Origin of the sequence: Pseudoalteromonas sp. CR1 (assembly GCF_019392235.1) — a bacterium.
Lineage (GTDB): Bacteria > Pseudomonadota > Gammaproteobacteria > Enterobacterales > Alteromonadaceae > Pseudoalteromonas.
In genome coordinates this window covers 34,274-49,768 of the sequence record NZ_JAHXRM010000021.1, presented here as the reverse complement: position 1 = coordinate 49,768, position 15,495 = coordinate 34,274, and the positions used below count along the sequence as shown (strand labels likewise).

Below are 15,495 nucleotides of genomic sequence, written 5' to 3'. Positions count from 1 at the left end.
GTAGCCGACTAAAAATGTGAACAAAAATGAAATTCCCTTGCCGCTTAGATAAATTTATTAGCCACTTAGCAGAAATACCGCGCACGCAAGCTCGCGCCAGTATTAAGCGTAAAGAAGTAAGCGTAAATGGTGAGGCGATTACAGCACATAATTTTCAGCTAGCAAAAGACGATGAAGTATTACATAACGGTGAGCCATTAGTGTTTTTAGGTAAACGTTACTTTATGCTAAATAAGCCTGTTGGCTATGTGTGCGCAAACAGCGACGACTTACACAAAACTGTGTTTGACCTACTTGATGAGCCAAATATGAGTGACTTTCATGTAGCAGGCCGGTTAGATATAGACACAACAGGCTTAGTCATTATCACTAACGATGGTGACTGGTCACATAAAATTACCTCACCACGCAGTAATAAATTTAAAACATACCTAGTTGAAACCCAAGAGCCAATTACCGACGAAGCGCTAACGCAATTACGCGAAGGCGTTATGCTACATAACGAAAAAGACACGACTCGCCCCGCCATTGCTGAACGTTTAGCTAATTACGGTTTGCGTTTATCAATTAGTGAAGGAAAGTACCACCAGGTAAAGCGTATGCTTTATGCCGTGGATAACAAAGTAGTTGAATTACACCGTGAGCAAATTGCGGGTATTACATTAGATGAAAACTTAGCCCCAGGCGAATACCGTTTATTAACCGAAGATGAGATAAAACTATAAGAGCGGTCAGTCATTAAACTAGTCGACTGATGTCTACTTTATCGGGGTCAGTTGAAACTCAATACTTTTTCACGATTTAATCTGCACTAAATCAAAGTCTGCCATACCCGGTACAATCGCTTGTAAGCGAGATTCGGTGACATCTAACGTATTAAGGTATTCGCAATATTCTGACGCTTTAAGTTCTAATTGGTCTGCTTTTTTTTGTAATGACTTATCAATTTCTTTAGTAATGATATCCATACGTTGACCCATATCATTAATACGGTCCTCAATATTGCCTTCACGGGATTTAAACGCATCCCCTAAAGACACTAAAATAGCACCTAATGAACCATGAACCGCCGAGTGAATTTTTTGGCTTATTTCTTTTGTAAAAAAGTCATCTATTTGCGAAAGCGATTGCGGAGCTATAAAAAAAAAGTCGTCGCCACGTTTAAACTTATCCATCAACGCCCGCTCTACGTATTGCAGCTGGGTTTTGAGCACTTCAGGCTCTTTATCCGACATGCCTTCAACCACCTGCTCAATCGCACTCAGCCCTAAATTAACACCATCGGTGGCTAAATTAACAAGCTCAGGCACTGTTTGACGAATGCCTTGGCTAAACTGCTCGAGCACTTTGCTTTCATCGTCACCTAAATCTACCCAGTATCCACGAATAAACAGCTGGTTATTATTGTTAATTTGTACTCGGGTTTGGCCTTTATCTACAATACGTATTACGTCATCGGTAATAATCAGGCCATGTCTGAGCTCTACGTCGCAGGGCTTTTGTGCTAATGCAGTTGTACTTGAAAGTGCAATGGACAGCGATAAAATCGCACGAGATAAAAACGCCATAAACACCTCAAAAAGACAAAAAGTGGAAGGCAGCTAGGTTAACAAAAAACCAATTTTATGCAAGAAAAAAACAGCGCTCGATACTATCGAAGCGCTGTTTATACAGGCGTTCAAGGCTTAAGGCGAGTCAACCTTTGCCCTTAAAAAATTAAATAGGAGAACCTGGCGGGATTGGCAGAACCTTAAAGTTATTAGGCCACTCTCCATTAGCTAAAAAGTGTTTAACATGCATCGCTAAATATTGTTTAAATGCGCTTTCGCCGGTGCTTGTATTACTCAGCATCGTGTTTTGATTAAAGTCTTCACTTAACTTGACTAAGTAATAACGAAGTTGCGCTTGTACCTCTGGACTTACATTATTATTTGCCACTAAATCAGCAAAGGTTTTTGCCGTTAAAAACTGAATACGCTGAGTTATTTTGCCTTTCATTGTATCGGGCGCCGACACATTATAAACATGGCTATATAACTGCTTTAGTAACACATCTAAACTATAAAACTGGTTATTACGCGCTTGTTGTTGCGCTAAACGGTTTAAACGCTGCGGATTTAACAACAACGATAAACTATGCTGCACTGCCACCTCAGGTAAAGCCATTGCATCGAGCGTTAACCCAGTACGTCCAACGATGCTTTCGCGTGTTTTAGACTCACCATATGCTTTTGGCGGAATCAACGATAATACCGATTCAGGTATGACTAAGTTACTGGCTGTAAGCGTGGCTAAAATGGCATTTACAGCCGCTTGTTGTACTTGCTTATCAACAACCTTTGCACCTTGCGCAGGCTCATTACCGCGGGTTTCGTATTCGTAATGTACGCCGGCAATTAACTTAACCGCAGATTCAACTTGAAAACGATGAAATAAATAAAGTGGTACAAGCTTTTCTTCTAATTGAGATAGCGCAACACCCGACTTAATATTATTAAGACCAAACTGCGAGAGCGCCTTTTTACGAACGTCAAGTACACGTAAAAGCTCTTCTGATGGATTAGCGCCGTTATCCCATAAGTGAGCCGTTGGATGAGCGCCTCCTTTGGCACGCGCATCAGAATCAGAAATAAACGCTAAACCTTTAGCTTTGTTCTCTTTTAAAATTTCAGCCAGCTCTGCGCTTTCATCTTGATGAGTAAAATCGCTATAACCGTATTTAATTACTTGGGTATCCCATACGCCCATACCGGTTGCATAGCCACGAGTTACATCAAGCCTACCTTGTTCATTAAAGCTCAATAATGGGTGCGGATAATCCATTACTGACGCTCTATCGTTAACTGATGCGGCAAAGTTATGGGCAATACCCAATGTATGACCAATTTCGTGTGCACTTAACTGGCGAATGCGATCAAGCGCCATCGCGTGTAAGTTTTTAGCCACTTCATCACCTTTAAGATAAGGAGCAGCAAGTGCTTCTGCGATTAAAATATCTTGGCGAACGCGAAGCGATCCCAGCGTTACATGGCCTTTTAATATTTCACCGGTACGCGGATCAATAACCGAGCTTCCGTATGACCAGCCACGTGTTGCCCTATGCACCCACTGAATCACATTATAACGAATATCCATCGGGTCAACATTGGTTGGTAATACTTTAACAATAAACGCATTTTTATAGCCTGCAGCGCTAAATGCATCGTTCCACCACTTACCGCCTTCAAGTAAGGCGCTTTTAACCGGCTCGGGTACACCCGGATCTAAATAATAAACAATAGGTTCAACTGGCTCGCTAATAGGCAAGCTCGGATCTTTTTTTGCTAAACGATGACGCGGTATATAACGGACAAACATCGACTCGCCTAAAGGCGCAGCGTAATCTTTATGTTCAATGCTCCAAAATCCCGATTGCGGATTAAACTGACGGGGTGTGTAGTTATCATCAGGTAATTCAATAAGTGAATGGTGCATATGTACGGTAATAGCGTACGGGTCTGCGCTAACTTGACGTACAAACTCACCCGGTTTTGTCCCTTTAAACGTTAATACAGCTTCAAGCTCGGTGTTTTTTACAAAGGCTTTTGAGCGCGCCATGTAAACTGCACTTCGTGATTCATCAAGGTTAAAATTACCCTGCTTGCGCGCAGCTAATGTGCGGCTTACTCCGTGTACATCGCTCAATAAATAAGGCGTGTAATCAATAAGTGCAGTACTTTTATCCTCTGCAACCACTTTAAAGCCCGCTAATATGCTTGATGCAAATGCTTCTTTAATACTTTGTTGTTCCGCTTTATTTTGGGTGTTTGCACGATAGTAGGTATTTACAGCACGCAGCATCACTTTATCGCCAAAGCGCTCAAATTTTACAAGGTGCGTGTTACCAAGCTGACCTCTATCAAGCCCAATATCGTTTGAGCCGATGCCGTATGGCAAGCTTTGTTGCAGTAAAAATGGCTGCTCAAACTTATCTACTTTTAAATATACCTTACCGTTTTGGGTATCGTAAAAAAACGAGTAGTAGCCCGGAAAGTGGTTCATTTGTGTAGTAAATTCATCAATGGACTTAATTGCTGCGTGCGCTTGAGTTATGATAGAGCACAGCACAGTAAAGAATATGTAACTTAGTAGTGGTATTTTTTTCATAATCTTATCTTTGTTATTGGCGTTTTAGGTACGATTAGGTGCCCCCATTATAGGGCGGTGTTTAAACAATACAGATATTTAAGACGAAATTCAGCGCTCTAAACTAATCTCTCTCACATTATGATTGGTTTTAACACGTTATCAGGAAAATAGAATGCGTAGACTCCCTCCAGTATTACTTGAAGATGGTTGCCCAAGAGAACTTTTATCGTTAATCCGAACTATTTTAGCGGCATGTAAAGAAATATCGTTTCGTGTTGGCCAAGGTGCGCTTTCTGGCGTATTGGGCTCAACACTTGATGAAAACATTCAAGGCGAAACTCAAAAAAAGCTCGATGTATTATCTAACCAGCTATTAAAAGATATTTTACTGGAGTCGGGCACCGTTAAAGCCATTGCCTCTGAAGAAGAAGACTACACCGTTGCAGGTAACCCCGATGCTAAATATATTGTGGCATTTGATCCACTAGATGGTTCGTCAAACACCGATATTAACTCGCTGGTAGGGACTATATTTTCAATTATGGAAGCGCCTGAAGGTTCAGATGCAGCAGACGAAAGTATTTTTATGCAGCCTGGCCATAAACAGGTTGCAGCAGGTTACGTACTTTACGGCCCATCAACTATGTTGGCACTCAGTACAGGTAAAGGCACGCGTATGTTCACCCTTGATAAAACCCAAGGTAGCTTTTTACTAACAGAAGACTTTGCCACAATACCTGCAGATACCAACGAGTTTGCTATTAATGCGTCTAATCAACGCCATTGGCAACCCGCTATGCAAAACTATATAAATGATTTGTTAGAAGGCGATACAGGCCCTCGCGCTAAAAACTTTAATATGCGTTGGATTGCAGCCATGGTGGGCGATGTTCATCGCGTTTTAAGCCGAGGCGGTGTATTTACTTACCCAACCGATACAAAAGATCCTAACAAACCTAATAAACTGCGCTTGCTTTACGAAGCAAACCCGATGGCTATGCTAGTAGAGCAAGCCGGCGGCATTGCCTCAACAGGATCTGAACGTATTATGGACATTCAACCAAACGCTATCCACCAGCGTGTAGCGGTTATTTTAGGATCTAAAAACGAAGTAGAAACCTGCTTGGGATACCATAAGTAAACACGTTGTCAAAAATACTAAAACCGCATTTAATTTGAATGCGGTTTTAAGTTAACCAAACTTTAATCCTTTAACAGTGCCCGTATTTTTTCAAGCTTTTGGTGATCAAGCTCGCCCATTTGTTCGCTGTTGCTTAGCGCATAAATAACGCCTTCGTGTTCAGCACAATCAACATCTTCTCGTGACTCAATCACGTTAGCCCAAAGTTCTAAGTCATCTAGGTCTATTTCACCGCTTAAACAGCGTTCGATTACATCAACTAACACATCTGTTTTTAGTGTATATAAGGGGGCTTGATCATAGGCAGGCGTTGATACAATAACCGATATTGCATCAGCTCTTTGCACTGAAAACGTAATAAATTCTGCTAACGCTTTTTGTATATTCATAATATTTGTTATTCTTGGCGCTCTACTGTTGATAAGAACTAAAATGACTCAAACAAACTGCAGCCAATGTAATACAGCGCTTAACTGTAATGTAAATAATATGACCGCATGTTGGTGTAACCAACTCCCCGCTATTTTACCTCTAGACGCAGCTGCAACAAGCTGTTTGTGCCAACCATGTACACTAAATAAAATTAATCACTACCTTGAAGAGCTATATACCCAACCAATTAAAGATCAAATTGCGTTTGCAAAAGCATTTAGAGGAAACGATAACTTAATTGAAGAACTCGACTACACCATGCAAAATGGCTACATGGTATTTAGTAAATGGTTTTTTTTAAAGCGAGGAACCTGTTGTAAAAATGGCTGTAAAAACTGCCCGTATGGATACAAACTGTAAAAAGTTTCAAAGTGAATAAAACATTATTATCACCACAGAGAAGACAAGGAGCAGTGCAGGAGAAGTGACTTGTAATAGTATATTTTTCTGTGTAGCGCGCAGCTCTTCTATGTTCTCGGTGGTAATAAACATTTAAAGTAACCCACACTTAGGCGTGAAGCTTGCTCACGCAAAAGGTTGTTAACGTAACTATATAAAATTAAACGCGCCAGCAAGCAAGGCGCCTACACAAATTGCTCGTTATGGTATTTTCGCTTATACATCTTTGGTTATCGGCAATGAATCACTTGCGCCCCATTCACTCCAAGAGCCGTCATAAACACTTAAGTTTTTGTAGCCACATTCATCAGCAAATAAAGCTAAAACACATGCCGTAATACCAGAGCCACAACTAAATTGAAGATGCTGTACATTGCCTACAGCGTATGCAAACTTTGCTTTTATATCCTCAAAAGATTTTGCTTCACCATCAGATAATAAATCCAAAAAAGGCAACGAACGGCTTTGGGGTATATGCCCACTTCGCATACCTTTTCGAGGTTCGGTCTCTTCACCAGTAAAGCGTTTATAGGCACGCGCATCTAACAATACAGTATTGGTATCGTCTATTGCTGCTAATACTTGCTGGCTGCCAATAAAGTAGCTTGGGTTATAACTTGCTTCAAAATCACCACCCATTAAAGCCTCACTATAACCTTGCTGCACTGCATAGCCGCAAGCTAACCACTTTTTAAGGCCGCCACTTAATACTTTTACATTGTGGTGCCCCATGGCTTTTAGCATCCACCACGCTCTTGCAGCACTAAATAAGCCTTGATCTTCATAAACAACAATAAACGAATCGTGGTTTACGCCCGACTGCTGCATAACCTGTGTAAACTGCTGTGCATTACACATTGTACTTGGTAGCGGGTTTGATCTATCTGCCAGCTCATTTTTTATGTCAAACCGCTTTGCGTTTGGCAGCATAGCTTCAGGCTTATAAGAGCCTAAAACACCAGGGCGCAGCATACCCGCATCAAACAAAACTAGAGCAGGGTCATTTAGCCTTTTGTGTAATTGTTGGCAGGTTATTAGATTTTTGATTTGATACCCTTTTAATAATGAGGCTTATAAGGTTTGGAGCATTAATCAAAATAGTGCTGAACAATCGCTCTTATAAATTTTTATGAGGGGTTACGAACTACTTCAATTATTTCCGTGGTTGAAATAGAAGGTGTTCTAGTTAAGTATTTTACGTCACATAACGCCTTAAAATTATCGAATTTACCAGCCCAATCGTCCCCCATAACTAACAAATCTGCATCATGTTCTTTTATATAGTCCCCTTTGAGCTCAAGGGAATGCTCTATAAAAATTTCATCAACACAGCGTAAAGAGCTAATTATTTTAACCCTATCGCTTTCACTGTAGACAGGAGCTCTACCCTTTTTTTGCATATTGAGTGCATCTGATGATATGCCAACAATTAAATAATCACCTAAAGATTTAGCGCGTTCTAAAATATTAATATGGCCGACATGAACAATATCAAAGGTACCAAATGTAATAACTCGTTTCATTCATAACTCTCTAAGTAATTAACTATACGCTCAGCGCAATTGCCATCTATTTTGCCTGCAAGCTGCTCAATAATTTTTTTTCGGTTAAATCTGAATTCTTCAGATTCCGAGCCACACAATTGAACTGCAGATACCACATCGCTGAATTGTTCAGCCCTTTGACAAATTTTGTGAAAATAATTTATGTCCTCATCAAGCCGTGCCTTAAAACGATAAGAAAATATGCCTCTATAATTCCATCGTAACTTGTAAAAGTCACACCATACAACAGGCTTATCCAGAGCTGCAAACTCAAATATAGCAGATGACGCGTCTGATAACATTATGTCCGCAATGGCTAAAAAAGGCGTTAAGTTAAATTCGCTTTCGCTTGTTAAATAAACATTATTATATTTTTGCCAACGCATGATTTTATTTTTTTGTTTTTTATAACGAGGTTTAGACAAACTAAAAAAGTGCGGTTTTATAATGATATTATAATCGGGAAAATACTCTGGAAAGTCATCGTTCATACATTCAATAGAGCTAGGATAAAAAGTGGGGGCATATAAAAGTGTTGGCTTATTTTCATCTAAACCTAACCTAGCCAAATCAATTTTTTCGACTGAGTTATTAATAATTGGATCTAATTTCGCATAGCCAGTATCAACAAAATTACCATTTGGGTATAAGTTTTCTAACCGTTTTAAGCGATGCTCACCTTCAACAAAGCGAACAGTAGTCGTTGTGTTTGATACATCGTAGTAGCAGCTTTTTGGACCTATGCCGTGCTGCATTAATACACTTTTATTATTGAGCTTATCAACGTCTAAAAATGCATTACCAAACACAACCCAATCACATTCAACACCCTGATAAAAATCTAATGTATTTGATTTATCTTCCAGCCAAATTGCTTTTATTGAATGTTCAACAGCGAATGTCTCGCAAATATCTATAAATTGCTTCTCTTGAGATCTATAAAATACTAATGCGCATTGATGACCTCTATGTGATAATTTTTCAATTACAGGTATATATTGAGGTAAATAATAAATATGCTGGACGTCGAAATATACAAACATGAAAAATATACAATAAAGTAACAATATTATCCATTGTACATAACTAATGGCTTGTATTGTAGGTAAACAGAAAATAATGTTTATCCGCTATATGTTAATAATATCGGCTCTTAATGGCGCCGTTTTTGACAAAATTTTATTCTGGATAGGGTGAGAAATATTTTGCTCATTCATGGCATTCACTAATAAATCAACAACATGATTAAAATCTTTTTCTGTTATGTTCATCCCGGTGTGTATGTCTACCATTGAATCACCTACATAACTATATTTACACGGGCCATCGGTAAGCATGCACATATGTAAAATAAAACCTTGACGAAAATGCGCTATATTTGCGTGCTCAAAGTAGTGAAATACTTGTTCGTCATTGCCTATTTGATTAATAAAGCTATCAATTAGTTTTTCTATGCCGGCGTTGCCACCGACTTGGTAATATAAAGTAGGTGGCGCTTTATTTGCACAGCCCATTAAAATACCAACACATAAAATCCCAACTGCAATTAACTTCATTACCAATACCCTGTGACAGATAAATACCAACCCGTTTGATCGTCTGCGCCTGCAATACGTCCTAAATCTAAATACGCAGCTGTTACACTGATGTTTTTGTTAGGCATCCAGGCAACAAAAACATCGTTCCAATCCTGCTCGCTCAAGTTTAAATTATTTGCCTTTTGACGATACTCAATACCCACTGCCAATTCGCGACTTAAAAATACCGCGGTGCTACCTTCAAATAAAAACTTGCTCTGTGCATTTGCACCACCAAAGCCTAATAAGCCAAGCTCATTCGCTTCGCTATAGCGTGTTGTTACGTTCCAAAACCAGTTATAACCTGCAAGTGCACCTAAGTGAAGCTTACTGGCAGCCAAGTAATAATCTGTACCGCTTGTATCCTCTGCGCCAACAAGTTTGGCTACGGTGCCGTCATCTAGCGACTTATGTTGGATACCTAAACTTAATTGCGGCCATTGGCTGTAAACAATATCACCATATAAACGTATTTTTGCACTGGTAATAGATTGCTCTATTTCTGTGTTAAGCGCAGGTACGTCAAAATGCTGAATTGCGTAACTTAGCTCCACTCGATTAAATAAGTTTAATTGCGCACCACATACATTTAATGCGTAGTCGCTTACATCGGCTCGACTACAAAAACCATTTACCGAAAATTCATCTTCGCTCGCATACCCGGCAAGCTGAGCCCAAGGCACAATGCCGCCGCCGCCGCTACCTTCAATTTGTGATACGCCAGGTGTTGCTAATAATTTCCCGCTGCTTGCAAAAATAGGCAAACTTATTAGCAATAAAACACAGGCAAATAAAAACCTAATTTTTAACATAGTATTCTTCTAGCCATTGTTCTAGTAACTCTGCTTTTAAAGGCCGGCTAAGGTAGTAACCTTGCGCATGGTCGCATTGCATTGTTTTGAGTAAAGCTAACGACTCTTCGGTTTCTACTCCTTCAGCCACCACCGAAAAACCTAATTGATGCCCCAGCGTAATTGACGATTGCACTATAAATTGATCTTTTTGCGACGCATCTAGCTTTAAAATAAAACACTTATCGAGCTTAAGTTCATCAATAGGCAGCATTTTTAAACGCCCCAACGATGTTTGCCCTACCCCGTAATCGTCAAGCGATATTTTAACGCCAATTTGCTTTAAATCTTTAAGCGCTTTTATGCCCTTTTCTTCGTTTTCTATCATGTCGCGTTCAGTTAATTCAATAGTGATTAACCTTGCATCCACATTATGCTTTTTAAGCGTCGCCACCAACGCGGCATGAAAACCCGGAAACGCAATATCCTGAGCAGATACGTTTATAGCTGCTTGCAGCTCAATGCTCTTCGACTTCCAATCGGCAACTTGCGCAACAACGGTATTTATTACCCATGCAGTTAGCTCAACAATAAGCCCTGAACGCTCAGCTAAATCAATAAACAACTCAGGGTTAACCCAGCTACCATCTTTACGTTGCCAACGAATAAGTGACTCAACCTTGTCTATTTTTTGGGTTTGCATATGCAACTTAGGTTGGTATGTCATAAACAGCTGACCATCGTCGTCGCTAATAGCTTGTTTTAATTCATCAAGCATAATTAAACGATCTAAATGGGCCTCGTCTTCGCCATCTTGGTAATAATGTATATGATTTTGATTATTTGCCGCATTTTCTACGGCAATAAGTACTCGCCTTACCAAGTCGTCACTGGCGGTTCCTTGAGATGGGTACTGCAATACCCCGGTACTAAACTGTAAGTTAATTTTTAACGTTTGAATGGTATAACACTGTTGTAGCCTAGCAATTAACCCCTCTATTCCACATTTTTTCTCGCTAACCGCGGTACTTGGAAATACCGTTAAAAACTCATCGCCGCCAATACGCGCATGCATTCCACCGAACTCATCCGAAAACTCACTAATTCTGCATGCTACAGTTTTTATACACTCATCGCCAATACGTGGGTCCAGCTTATCGTTTATATGTCGTAAACCCTTTATGTCTATTGCTACAAGCGTATATTGGGTGGATTCGCTTAATTCGTTGTCTAGCACTTCTAACATTGCAGAACGATTATAAAAGCCAGTTAACGCATCGTGACGCGCCTGAAAACTAATTTGTTGTTCACGCTTGTTAATGTCGTTACCCATGTTGTCGAACGCGGTTACTAAGGTCGTTATTTCTGTGCTTTGCTTTTTATCTTTAAACTCAAAGTTATAATTACCTTGTGCAAACTGCTTTGCAATCACAACCAACTGAGAAAGCGGCGTTGTTAAGTTGTTAGCCAATAAGCTACTGGTAACAACACCCACAAACATAGTTAAGATAGACAAAATGATAAGAGTAAAAAATAGCTTTTCAAAATCGCTATAGCTTTGTGTTAAATCGGCACTTAACAAAATAATAATGGGATGGGTCGCTAAAGACGCTAAATTAATATCTCGGTTTTGGTAAACTGGGTACTCACCAAATATTCTTGTAGTGGTCGTGTTGTTAAAATAACTCACCGGTTCAAATGGCGTTGGGCGCGCATCTAGCGAGCTAATAACTAAGTTGTCGGCACTGCCTACAAAACTAACGTCCATGCCTGTTAGGCTTTTAAGCTCGCTTGCAACACTGTCGTCTATTTTAAAGCCCACTAAACTGTAAGCTATGGTTCTTGGGGCTTTTACAGGTAATAAAATAACCTGGTAAAGCTCATTGTTTAACACTACAAATGTGGATTGCTCTTGTGCGTTAAATAGCTCTGCGAGTAAAGGGCGCAAGTCGTCTTCAAAGGCTCCCTGCTCTAAATTTGATGAAATTAGCTGACCCGATAAATCTATAAGCAACATTAATTGCGCGTCTATCCGTTGGCTGTGGTTATACAAAACACTGCTTATTGTACCAGCATCGCGTGTTGCAACCGCTTGCTTAAAACCAAAATCGGCGGTGAGTACCTTAGCTGCAGTTAACAATAAGCTTTCTTTTGAGGATAAATATTGCTTATAAACGTTTTGCGCAACACTTATATCTTGCTCTACTTTTTGTTCTTGAAACTGACTTGTTGACCACCAAAAACTAGCAACACTCACCAGCGTTGTTAATAACACTAGCCCTACGCAAAGTATGGTAATTCGGTTTTTTAAACTATGCGTCATTACCAGCCTTAAATTTGCTGCCAAAAGTGTTTCTAGGGGCGGGTGTAGATGTGTTTACAGTAACGGTATGTTTATTTTTAGCATTCAATTTAATAATTTTTTTATTCTCCAATGGCGCGGTTTGCAAAGCGTGCCATACGCTTAACTCAATTGGTAATAGATTATCTGGTAAGGTCACTTTGCCCTGCTTGTTTGTTTTGTAAACATGCTTACTACCTGCCACATATATGTAGCCAACCATAGAGTCGTGAATATTACACCCTAAGACAACCACGCCTTGATTATCAAAAGTAATCGGTGCTTTGGGTTGGCCTGAATATAGCCTTAGCTGAAAAGGCTTAGCTTGCGAGAAAGAATACACATGATGGCGAATGTTATCGCTGTTAGGAAAATCAACTTGTTGCCCTTTTTGTACTATTAAAAGTTCAGGCATAAACTGTTTATGAACTTGATCCATAGTGGCCAATGGAAGGTTTGCTTGAGCTAATTGCTCGGCGTTAAAATGTAGCTCAACAACGGTATTTTCTAATTTATTACCGTGCTGATCTTCTATTACCAACTCCAGTGCAGCGGCGTTAGAAAAGTAACCAAAAAACAACCCCATGGCTAAAAAACGGCAACTTTTAGTTATTTTTTGCAAACCACGTTCAAACATAACACCACCTAACTATTAACGTTAGGTTAAGGTAATTAATTAAAGGGGTTAATTGCAAGGAATATAGCCCAGTAACTAAAAATAAAAATAAGCTACTGGGATTTTCAATACTAAATCATGACTATTTTACAATTAAGCCATAATCAGCATCTAAAATAGAAATAACCTCTTGGCGCGGATCCTCAGGAATAGTAATTGCTTCACCAACAATTTTGCTAGCAATGCCCACATAAGTATTAGACACTTCAAGCATAACTGATTCAGGTAAAATATACTCCTTTGCTAATTTTTCGCGCTCAGCCATGCGATCTTTATTTAGTAATACATCGCTTTCTGGCACATTATTAATTAACAGCTGGCGAAAGCCTTCTTTAGAGTTTTCAACAATGTTACCTTCTCGGTATGCAGCACCATCCCAAATGCGCGACGAATCGGGTGTACCTACTTCATCAATATAAATGAGTTGTTGTGCGCCATTTAAATCTTCTACGTAACCAAATTCAAATTTAGTGTCTACAAAAATTTGGTCAAGCTTGGCAAGCTCTTTACTAATTAAGCCAAAACCCTCTACTAACAGTTTTTCGTATTTAGATACGTCGTCTGCCGACTTAAAATTAAACACATCTAAGTTGTTAGTTATATTTTCGCGGGTAATGTTTACATCGTCTACTGGCGGAATATCGGCAACGCCTTCAATAATACCTTTAGTTGACGGAGTGATTAGTACGTTTTCTAATTTTTGGTTCGCGTTTAAGCCCTCAGGCAACGCTATACCGCAAAAGTTACGTGTCCCTTTAGCGTAATCACGCCACATACTACCGGTAATATATTGGCGCGCTATCGCCTCTACCTTAACTGTGCTTGCTTTACGTACTATCCATACATACGGGTGCGGAATATCAACAATATGATTACCAGCAAGGCCTGCCTCATCAAATAACTTAAACCAGTAAGATGCAACCGTATTAAGCGCTATACCCTTACCTGGCACGCCGTTTAAACCATTTTCACCTTGCCAAATACAATCAAACGCAGAAATGCGGTCCGAAATAACCATAATAGCCAGCTCGGTACCTGCGGGTACTTTGTACTCTTTTTCTTTTATGAGTCGCGCGCTGTCTTCACCTGTTAGCCAATAAACTGAACGGACTTTACCACTGTGTACTTCACCTTTGGTTCGAATGGGTAAATCATCGTTTACGTCTAAAACTTTATAGCTAGTCATGCTATCTCCGGGGTTAGGGATGCTCTATGAGCAAAGTAGAGTATGGGGTTATGTGCGGTATGATAATCCAGCCAACTTCAAAGCTCAATCGTGGGCTAAAAACTAAATAGCCTGAACTTTGGTTAAGAGATTCACCAAGAATATTTATATGGCTGTCACAATCGGGTAAACTGGCTATGCTAACGAGTCGAGGAGCTAGCTTGAACTACCTAACCACCACCAAAAATAAAAAGTACTTAATGTATATATCTCAAAATTATTCATACGCAATTTTGAGACCTATTCAGGCGGCCATATTAGCGAATGGAGGGCAAGTGCGCTGGTTTTTACAAGGTAGTTCAGTAAACCCTAACTTTTTAACACCCGATGAAATACGCCTTAATTCAATAGACGATATTCACAACTGGAAACCCGACGCTACATTCGCACCTGCCAATTTGATTCCTACGTTTTTTCCGGGTATTAAAGTCGGTGTGTTTCATGGTTTTGACGCCGGAAAACTTGATAAAAAAGGCAACAACGACCATCTAAAAGCAAGGGGCTGCTTTGACCTTTACTGCACGCAAGGCCCAAATACCACAGCGCCATTTAAAGCCTTACAAAAAAAGCTGGGGTATTTTAAAGTAACCGAAACGGGCTGGCCAACGCTCGACCGCTTGTTTACCGGTGACTTGCAAACAACTTACACCAATAAAGCCGACACTCGCCCTACACTTTTAATTTGTTCTACTTTTTCAAAACGTTTATCACTTGCACCTAAACTTTACGAGCAAATAAAACACTTTAGCGAAACAGGAAAGTGGCGCATATTAATGCAGTTTCATCCTAAAATGCCGCTTGAACTTGTTAATAAATACAAAGCGCTGAGTAATCAAAACTTAACGTTTATTGAAACCGACGACGTAGTCCCCTTGTTAAAGTCGGCCGATGTAATGCTATGTGATACCTCATCGGTACTTTTAATGTTTATAGTGCAACGCAAGCCGGTGGTGACCTTTTGTAATAACGCCCCAGACAAACACTTACTAAACGTAACAGATCCAAATAAGCTAGAAGACGCGTTAGACCTTGCTTTTACTTACCCTAAAACATTGATGCAAAATATAGAAAGCTATTGCCAACAGCTGCATCCATACACAGACGGTAAGTCAAGTGAGCGAGTAGTCGCTGCAACCAATGAGTTTTTACTGAGTGACGATAAACTAAAACCTAAGCCGTTTAATATTATTAGGCAGTTTAAAACACGCAAAAATCTTAATTATTGGAAATGGTAAACCAAA

Annotated in this window: 15 protein-coding genes; 4 read left to right on the top strand and 11 right to left on the bottom strand. The window is 39.8% G+C overall.

Translation table 11 applies throughout. From position 1 onward, the window contains the following. Nucleotides 1-26 precede the first annotated feature (26 nt). Entirely contained in the window at nt 27-725 is a 699-nt protein-coding gene (gene rsuA, locus KZZ04_RS16315; RefSeq protein WP_058403283.1) for a 16S rRNA pseudouridine(516) synthase RsuA, read from the top strand. Between the two features lie 69 nt (nt 726-794). Here rsuA and KZZ04_RS16310 read toward each other — a convergent pair whose 3' ends face one another. Together KZZ04_RS16310 and KZZ04_RS16305 are read right to left on the bottom strand one after the other, a co-directional pair. Beyond that, nucleotides 795-1,568, bottom strand: a complete 774-nt coding sequence (locus KZZ04_RS16310) for a YggN family protein (protein WP_058403284.1) — start codon at nt 1,566-1,568, stop codon at nt 795-797. A gap of 148 nt (nt 1,569-1,716) precedes the next feature. Next, nucleotides 1,717-4,146 carry a zinc-dependent metalloprotease gene (locus tag KZZ04_RS16305; protein WP_219423243.1) on the bottom strand — a complete coding sequence of 810 codons (2,430 nt, stop codon included), beginning with the start codon at nt 4,144-4,146 and terminating at the stop codon, nt 1,717-1,719. Nucleotides 4,147-4,300: 154 nt separating this feature from the next. On the opposite strand from KZZ04_RS16305, the gene KZZ04_RS16300 reads away from it, so the two are divergent. Beyond that, nucleotides 4,301-5,269 (top strand): class 1 fructose-bisphosphatase, encoded by a 969-nt coding sequence (locus KZZ04_RS16300; protein WP_138529534.1) that lies wholly within the window; start codon nt 4,301-4,303, stop codon nt 5,267-5,269. A gap of 62 nt (nt 5,270-5,331) precedes the next feature. Here the strand turns inward: KZZ04_RS16300 and KZZ04_RS16295 are convergent, their stop codons facing one another. Next, nucleotides 5,332-5,658 carry a hypothetical protein gene (locus tag KZZ04_RS16295; RefSeq protein ID WP_219423241.1) on the bottom strand — a complete coding sequence of 109 codons (327 nt, stop codon included), beginning with the start codon at nt 5,656-5,658 and terminating at the stop codon, nt 5,332-5,334. Between the two features lie 43 nt (nt 5,659-5,701). On the opposite strand from KZZ04_RS16295, the gene KZZ04_RS16290 reads away from it, so the two are divergent. Further along, nucleotides 5,702-6,061 carry a DUF5522 domain-containing protein gene (locus KZZ04_RS16290; protein WP_219423239.1) on the top strand — a complete coding sequence of 120 codons (360 nt, stop codon included), beginning with the start codon at nt 5,702-5,704 and terminating at the stop codon, nt 6,059-6,061. Nucleotides 6,062-6,316: 255 nt separating this feature from the next. Here KZZ04_RS16290 and KZZ04_RS16285 read toward each other — a convergent pair whose 3' ends face one another. From KZZ04_RS16285 to KZZ04_RS16250, 8 genes are all read right to left on the bottom strand, one after another. Further along, nucleotides 6,317-7,147 (bottom strand): sulfurtransferase, encoded by an 831-nt coding sequence (locus tag KZZ04_RS16285; RefSeq protein WP_138527883.1) that lies wholly within the window; start codon nt 7,145-7,147, stop codon nt 6,317-6,319. Nucleotides 7,148-7,227: 80 nt separating this feature from the next. Continuing rightward, nucleotides 7,228-7,623 (bottom strand): adenylyltransferase/cytidyltransferase family protein, encoded by a 396-nt coding sequence (locus tag KZZ04_RS16280; RefSeq protein ID WP_219423237.1) that lies wholly within the window; start codon nt 7,621-7,623, stop codon nt 7,228-7,230. Further along, nucleotides 7,620-8,687: a CDP-glycerol glycerophosphotransferase family protein gene (locus KZZ04_RS16275; protein ID WP_219423236.1), complete on the bottom strand. Its 1,068-nt coding sequence runs from the start codon at nt 8,685-8,687 to the stop codon at nt 7,620-7,622. Before KZZ04_RS16275 ends, KZZ04_RS16280 begins: the two co-directional genes overlap by 4 nt. 87 nt (nt 8,688-8,774) lie before the next feature. Beyond that, nucleotides 8,775-9,200: a group 1 truncated hemoglobin gene (locus KZZ04_RS16270; protein ID WP_058403291.1), complete on the bottom strand. Its 426-nt coding sequence runs from the start codon at nt 9,198-9,200 to the stop codon at nt 8,775-8,777. Beyond that, nucleotides 9,200-10,033 (bottom strand): DUF3034 family protein, encoded by an 834-nt coding sequence (locus tag KZZ04_RS16265; RefSeq protein WP_219423234.1) that lies wholly within the window; start codon nt 10,031-10,033, stop codon nt 9,200-9,202. Before KZZ04_RS16265 ends, KZZ04_RS16270 begins: the two co-directional genes overlap by 1 nt. Beyond that, nucleotides 10,020-12,335 (bottom strand): EAL domain-containing protein, encoded by a 2,316-nt coding sequence (locus KZZ04_RS16260; RefSeq protein WP_219423232.1) that lies wholly within the window; start codon nt 12,333-12,335, stop codon nt 10,020-10,022. Before KZZ04_RS16260 ends, KZZ04_RS16265 begins: the two co-directional genes overlap by 14 nt. Further along, a complete protein-coding gene (locus KZZ04_RS16255) occupies nt 12,325-12,990 on the bottom strand; it encodes a methylamine utilization protein (RefSeq protein WP_219423230.1) in 666 nt (221 codons plus the stop codon). Before KZZ04_RS16255 ends, KZZ04_RS16260 begins: the two co-directional genes overlap by 11 nt. Nucleotides 12,991-13,111: 121 nt before the next feature. Beyond that, nucleotides 13,112-14,215, bottom strand: a complete 1,104-nt coding sequence (locus tag KZZ04_RS16250; protein WP_219423228.1) for a phosphoribosylaminoimidazolesuccinocarboxamide synthase — start codon at nt 14,213-14,215, stop codon at nt 13,112-13,114. A 200-nt stretch (nt 14,216-14,415) separates the two neighbouring features. On the opposite strand from KZZ04_RS16250, the gene KZZ04_RS16245 reads away from it, so the two are divergent. Beyond that, nucleotides 14,416-15,489, top strand: a complete 1,074-nt coding sequence (locus KZZ04_RS16245) for a CDP-glycerol glycerophosphotransferase family protein (protein ID WP_219423226.1) — start codon at nt 14,416-14,418, stop codon at nt 15,487-15,489. Nucleotides 15,490-15,495: the final 6 nt, after the last annotated feature.

Bases quoted from the DNA above. Each gene is read 5' to 3' on its own strand.
- KZZ04_RS16260 (WP_219423232.1), bottom strand. From the start codon at position 12,335: ATGACGCATAGTTTAAAAAACCGAATTACCATACTTTGCGTAGGGCTA.
- KZZ04_RS16275 (WP_219423236.1), bottom strand. From the start codon at position 8,687: ATGTTTGTATATTTCGACGTCCAGCATATTTATTATTTACCTCAATAT.
- KZZ04_RS16290 (WP_219423239.1), top strand. From the start codon at position 5,702: ATGACTCAAACAAACTGCAGCCAATGTAATACAGCGCTTAACTGTAAT.
- KZZ04_RS16250 (WP_219423228.1), bottom strand. From the start codon at position 14,215: ATGACTAGCTATAAAGTTTTAGACGTAAACGATGATTTACCCATTCGA.
- KZZ04_RS16310 (WP_058403284.1), bottom strand. From the start codon at position 1,568: ATGGCGTTTTTATCTCGTGCGATTTTATCGCTGTCCATTGCACTTTCA.
- KZZ04_RS16255 (WP_219423230.1), bottom strand. From the start codon at position 12,990: ATGTTTGAACGTGGTTTGCAAAAAATAACTAAAAGTTGCCGTTTTTTA.
- KZZ04_RS16280 (WP_219423237.1), bottom strand. From the start codon at position 7,623: ATGAAACGAGTTATTACATTTGGTACCTTTGATATTGTTCATGTCGGC.
- KZZ04_RS16300 (WP_138529534.1), top strand. From the start codon at position 4,301: ATGCGTAGACTCCCTCCAGTATTACTTGAAGATGGTTGCCCAAGAGAA.
- rsuA (WP_058403283.1), top strand. From the start codon at position 27: ATGAAATTCCCTTGCCGCTTAGATAAATTTATTAGCCACTTAGCAGAA.
- KZZ04_RS16295 (WP_219423241.1), bottom strand. From the start codon at position 5,658: ATGAATATACAAAAAGCGTTAGCAGAATTTATTACGTTTTCAGTGCAA.
- KZZ04_RS16270 (WP_058403291.1), bottom strand. From the start codon at position 9,200: ATGAAGTTAATTGCAGTTGGGATTTTATGTGTTGGTATTTTAATGGGC.
- KZZ04_RS16265 (WP_219423234.1), bottom strand. From the start codon at position 10,033: ATGTTAAAAATTAGGTTTTTATTTGCCTGTGTTTTATTGCTAATAAGT.
- KZZ04_RS16305 (WP_219423243.1), bottom strand. From the start codon at position 4,146: ATGAAAAAAATACCACTACTAAGTTACATATTCTTTACTGTGCTGTGC.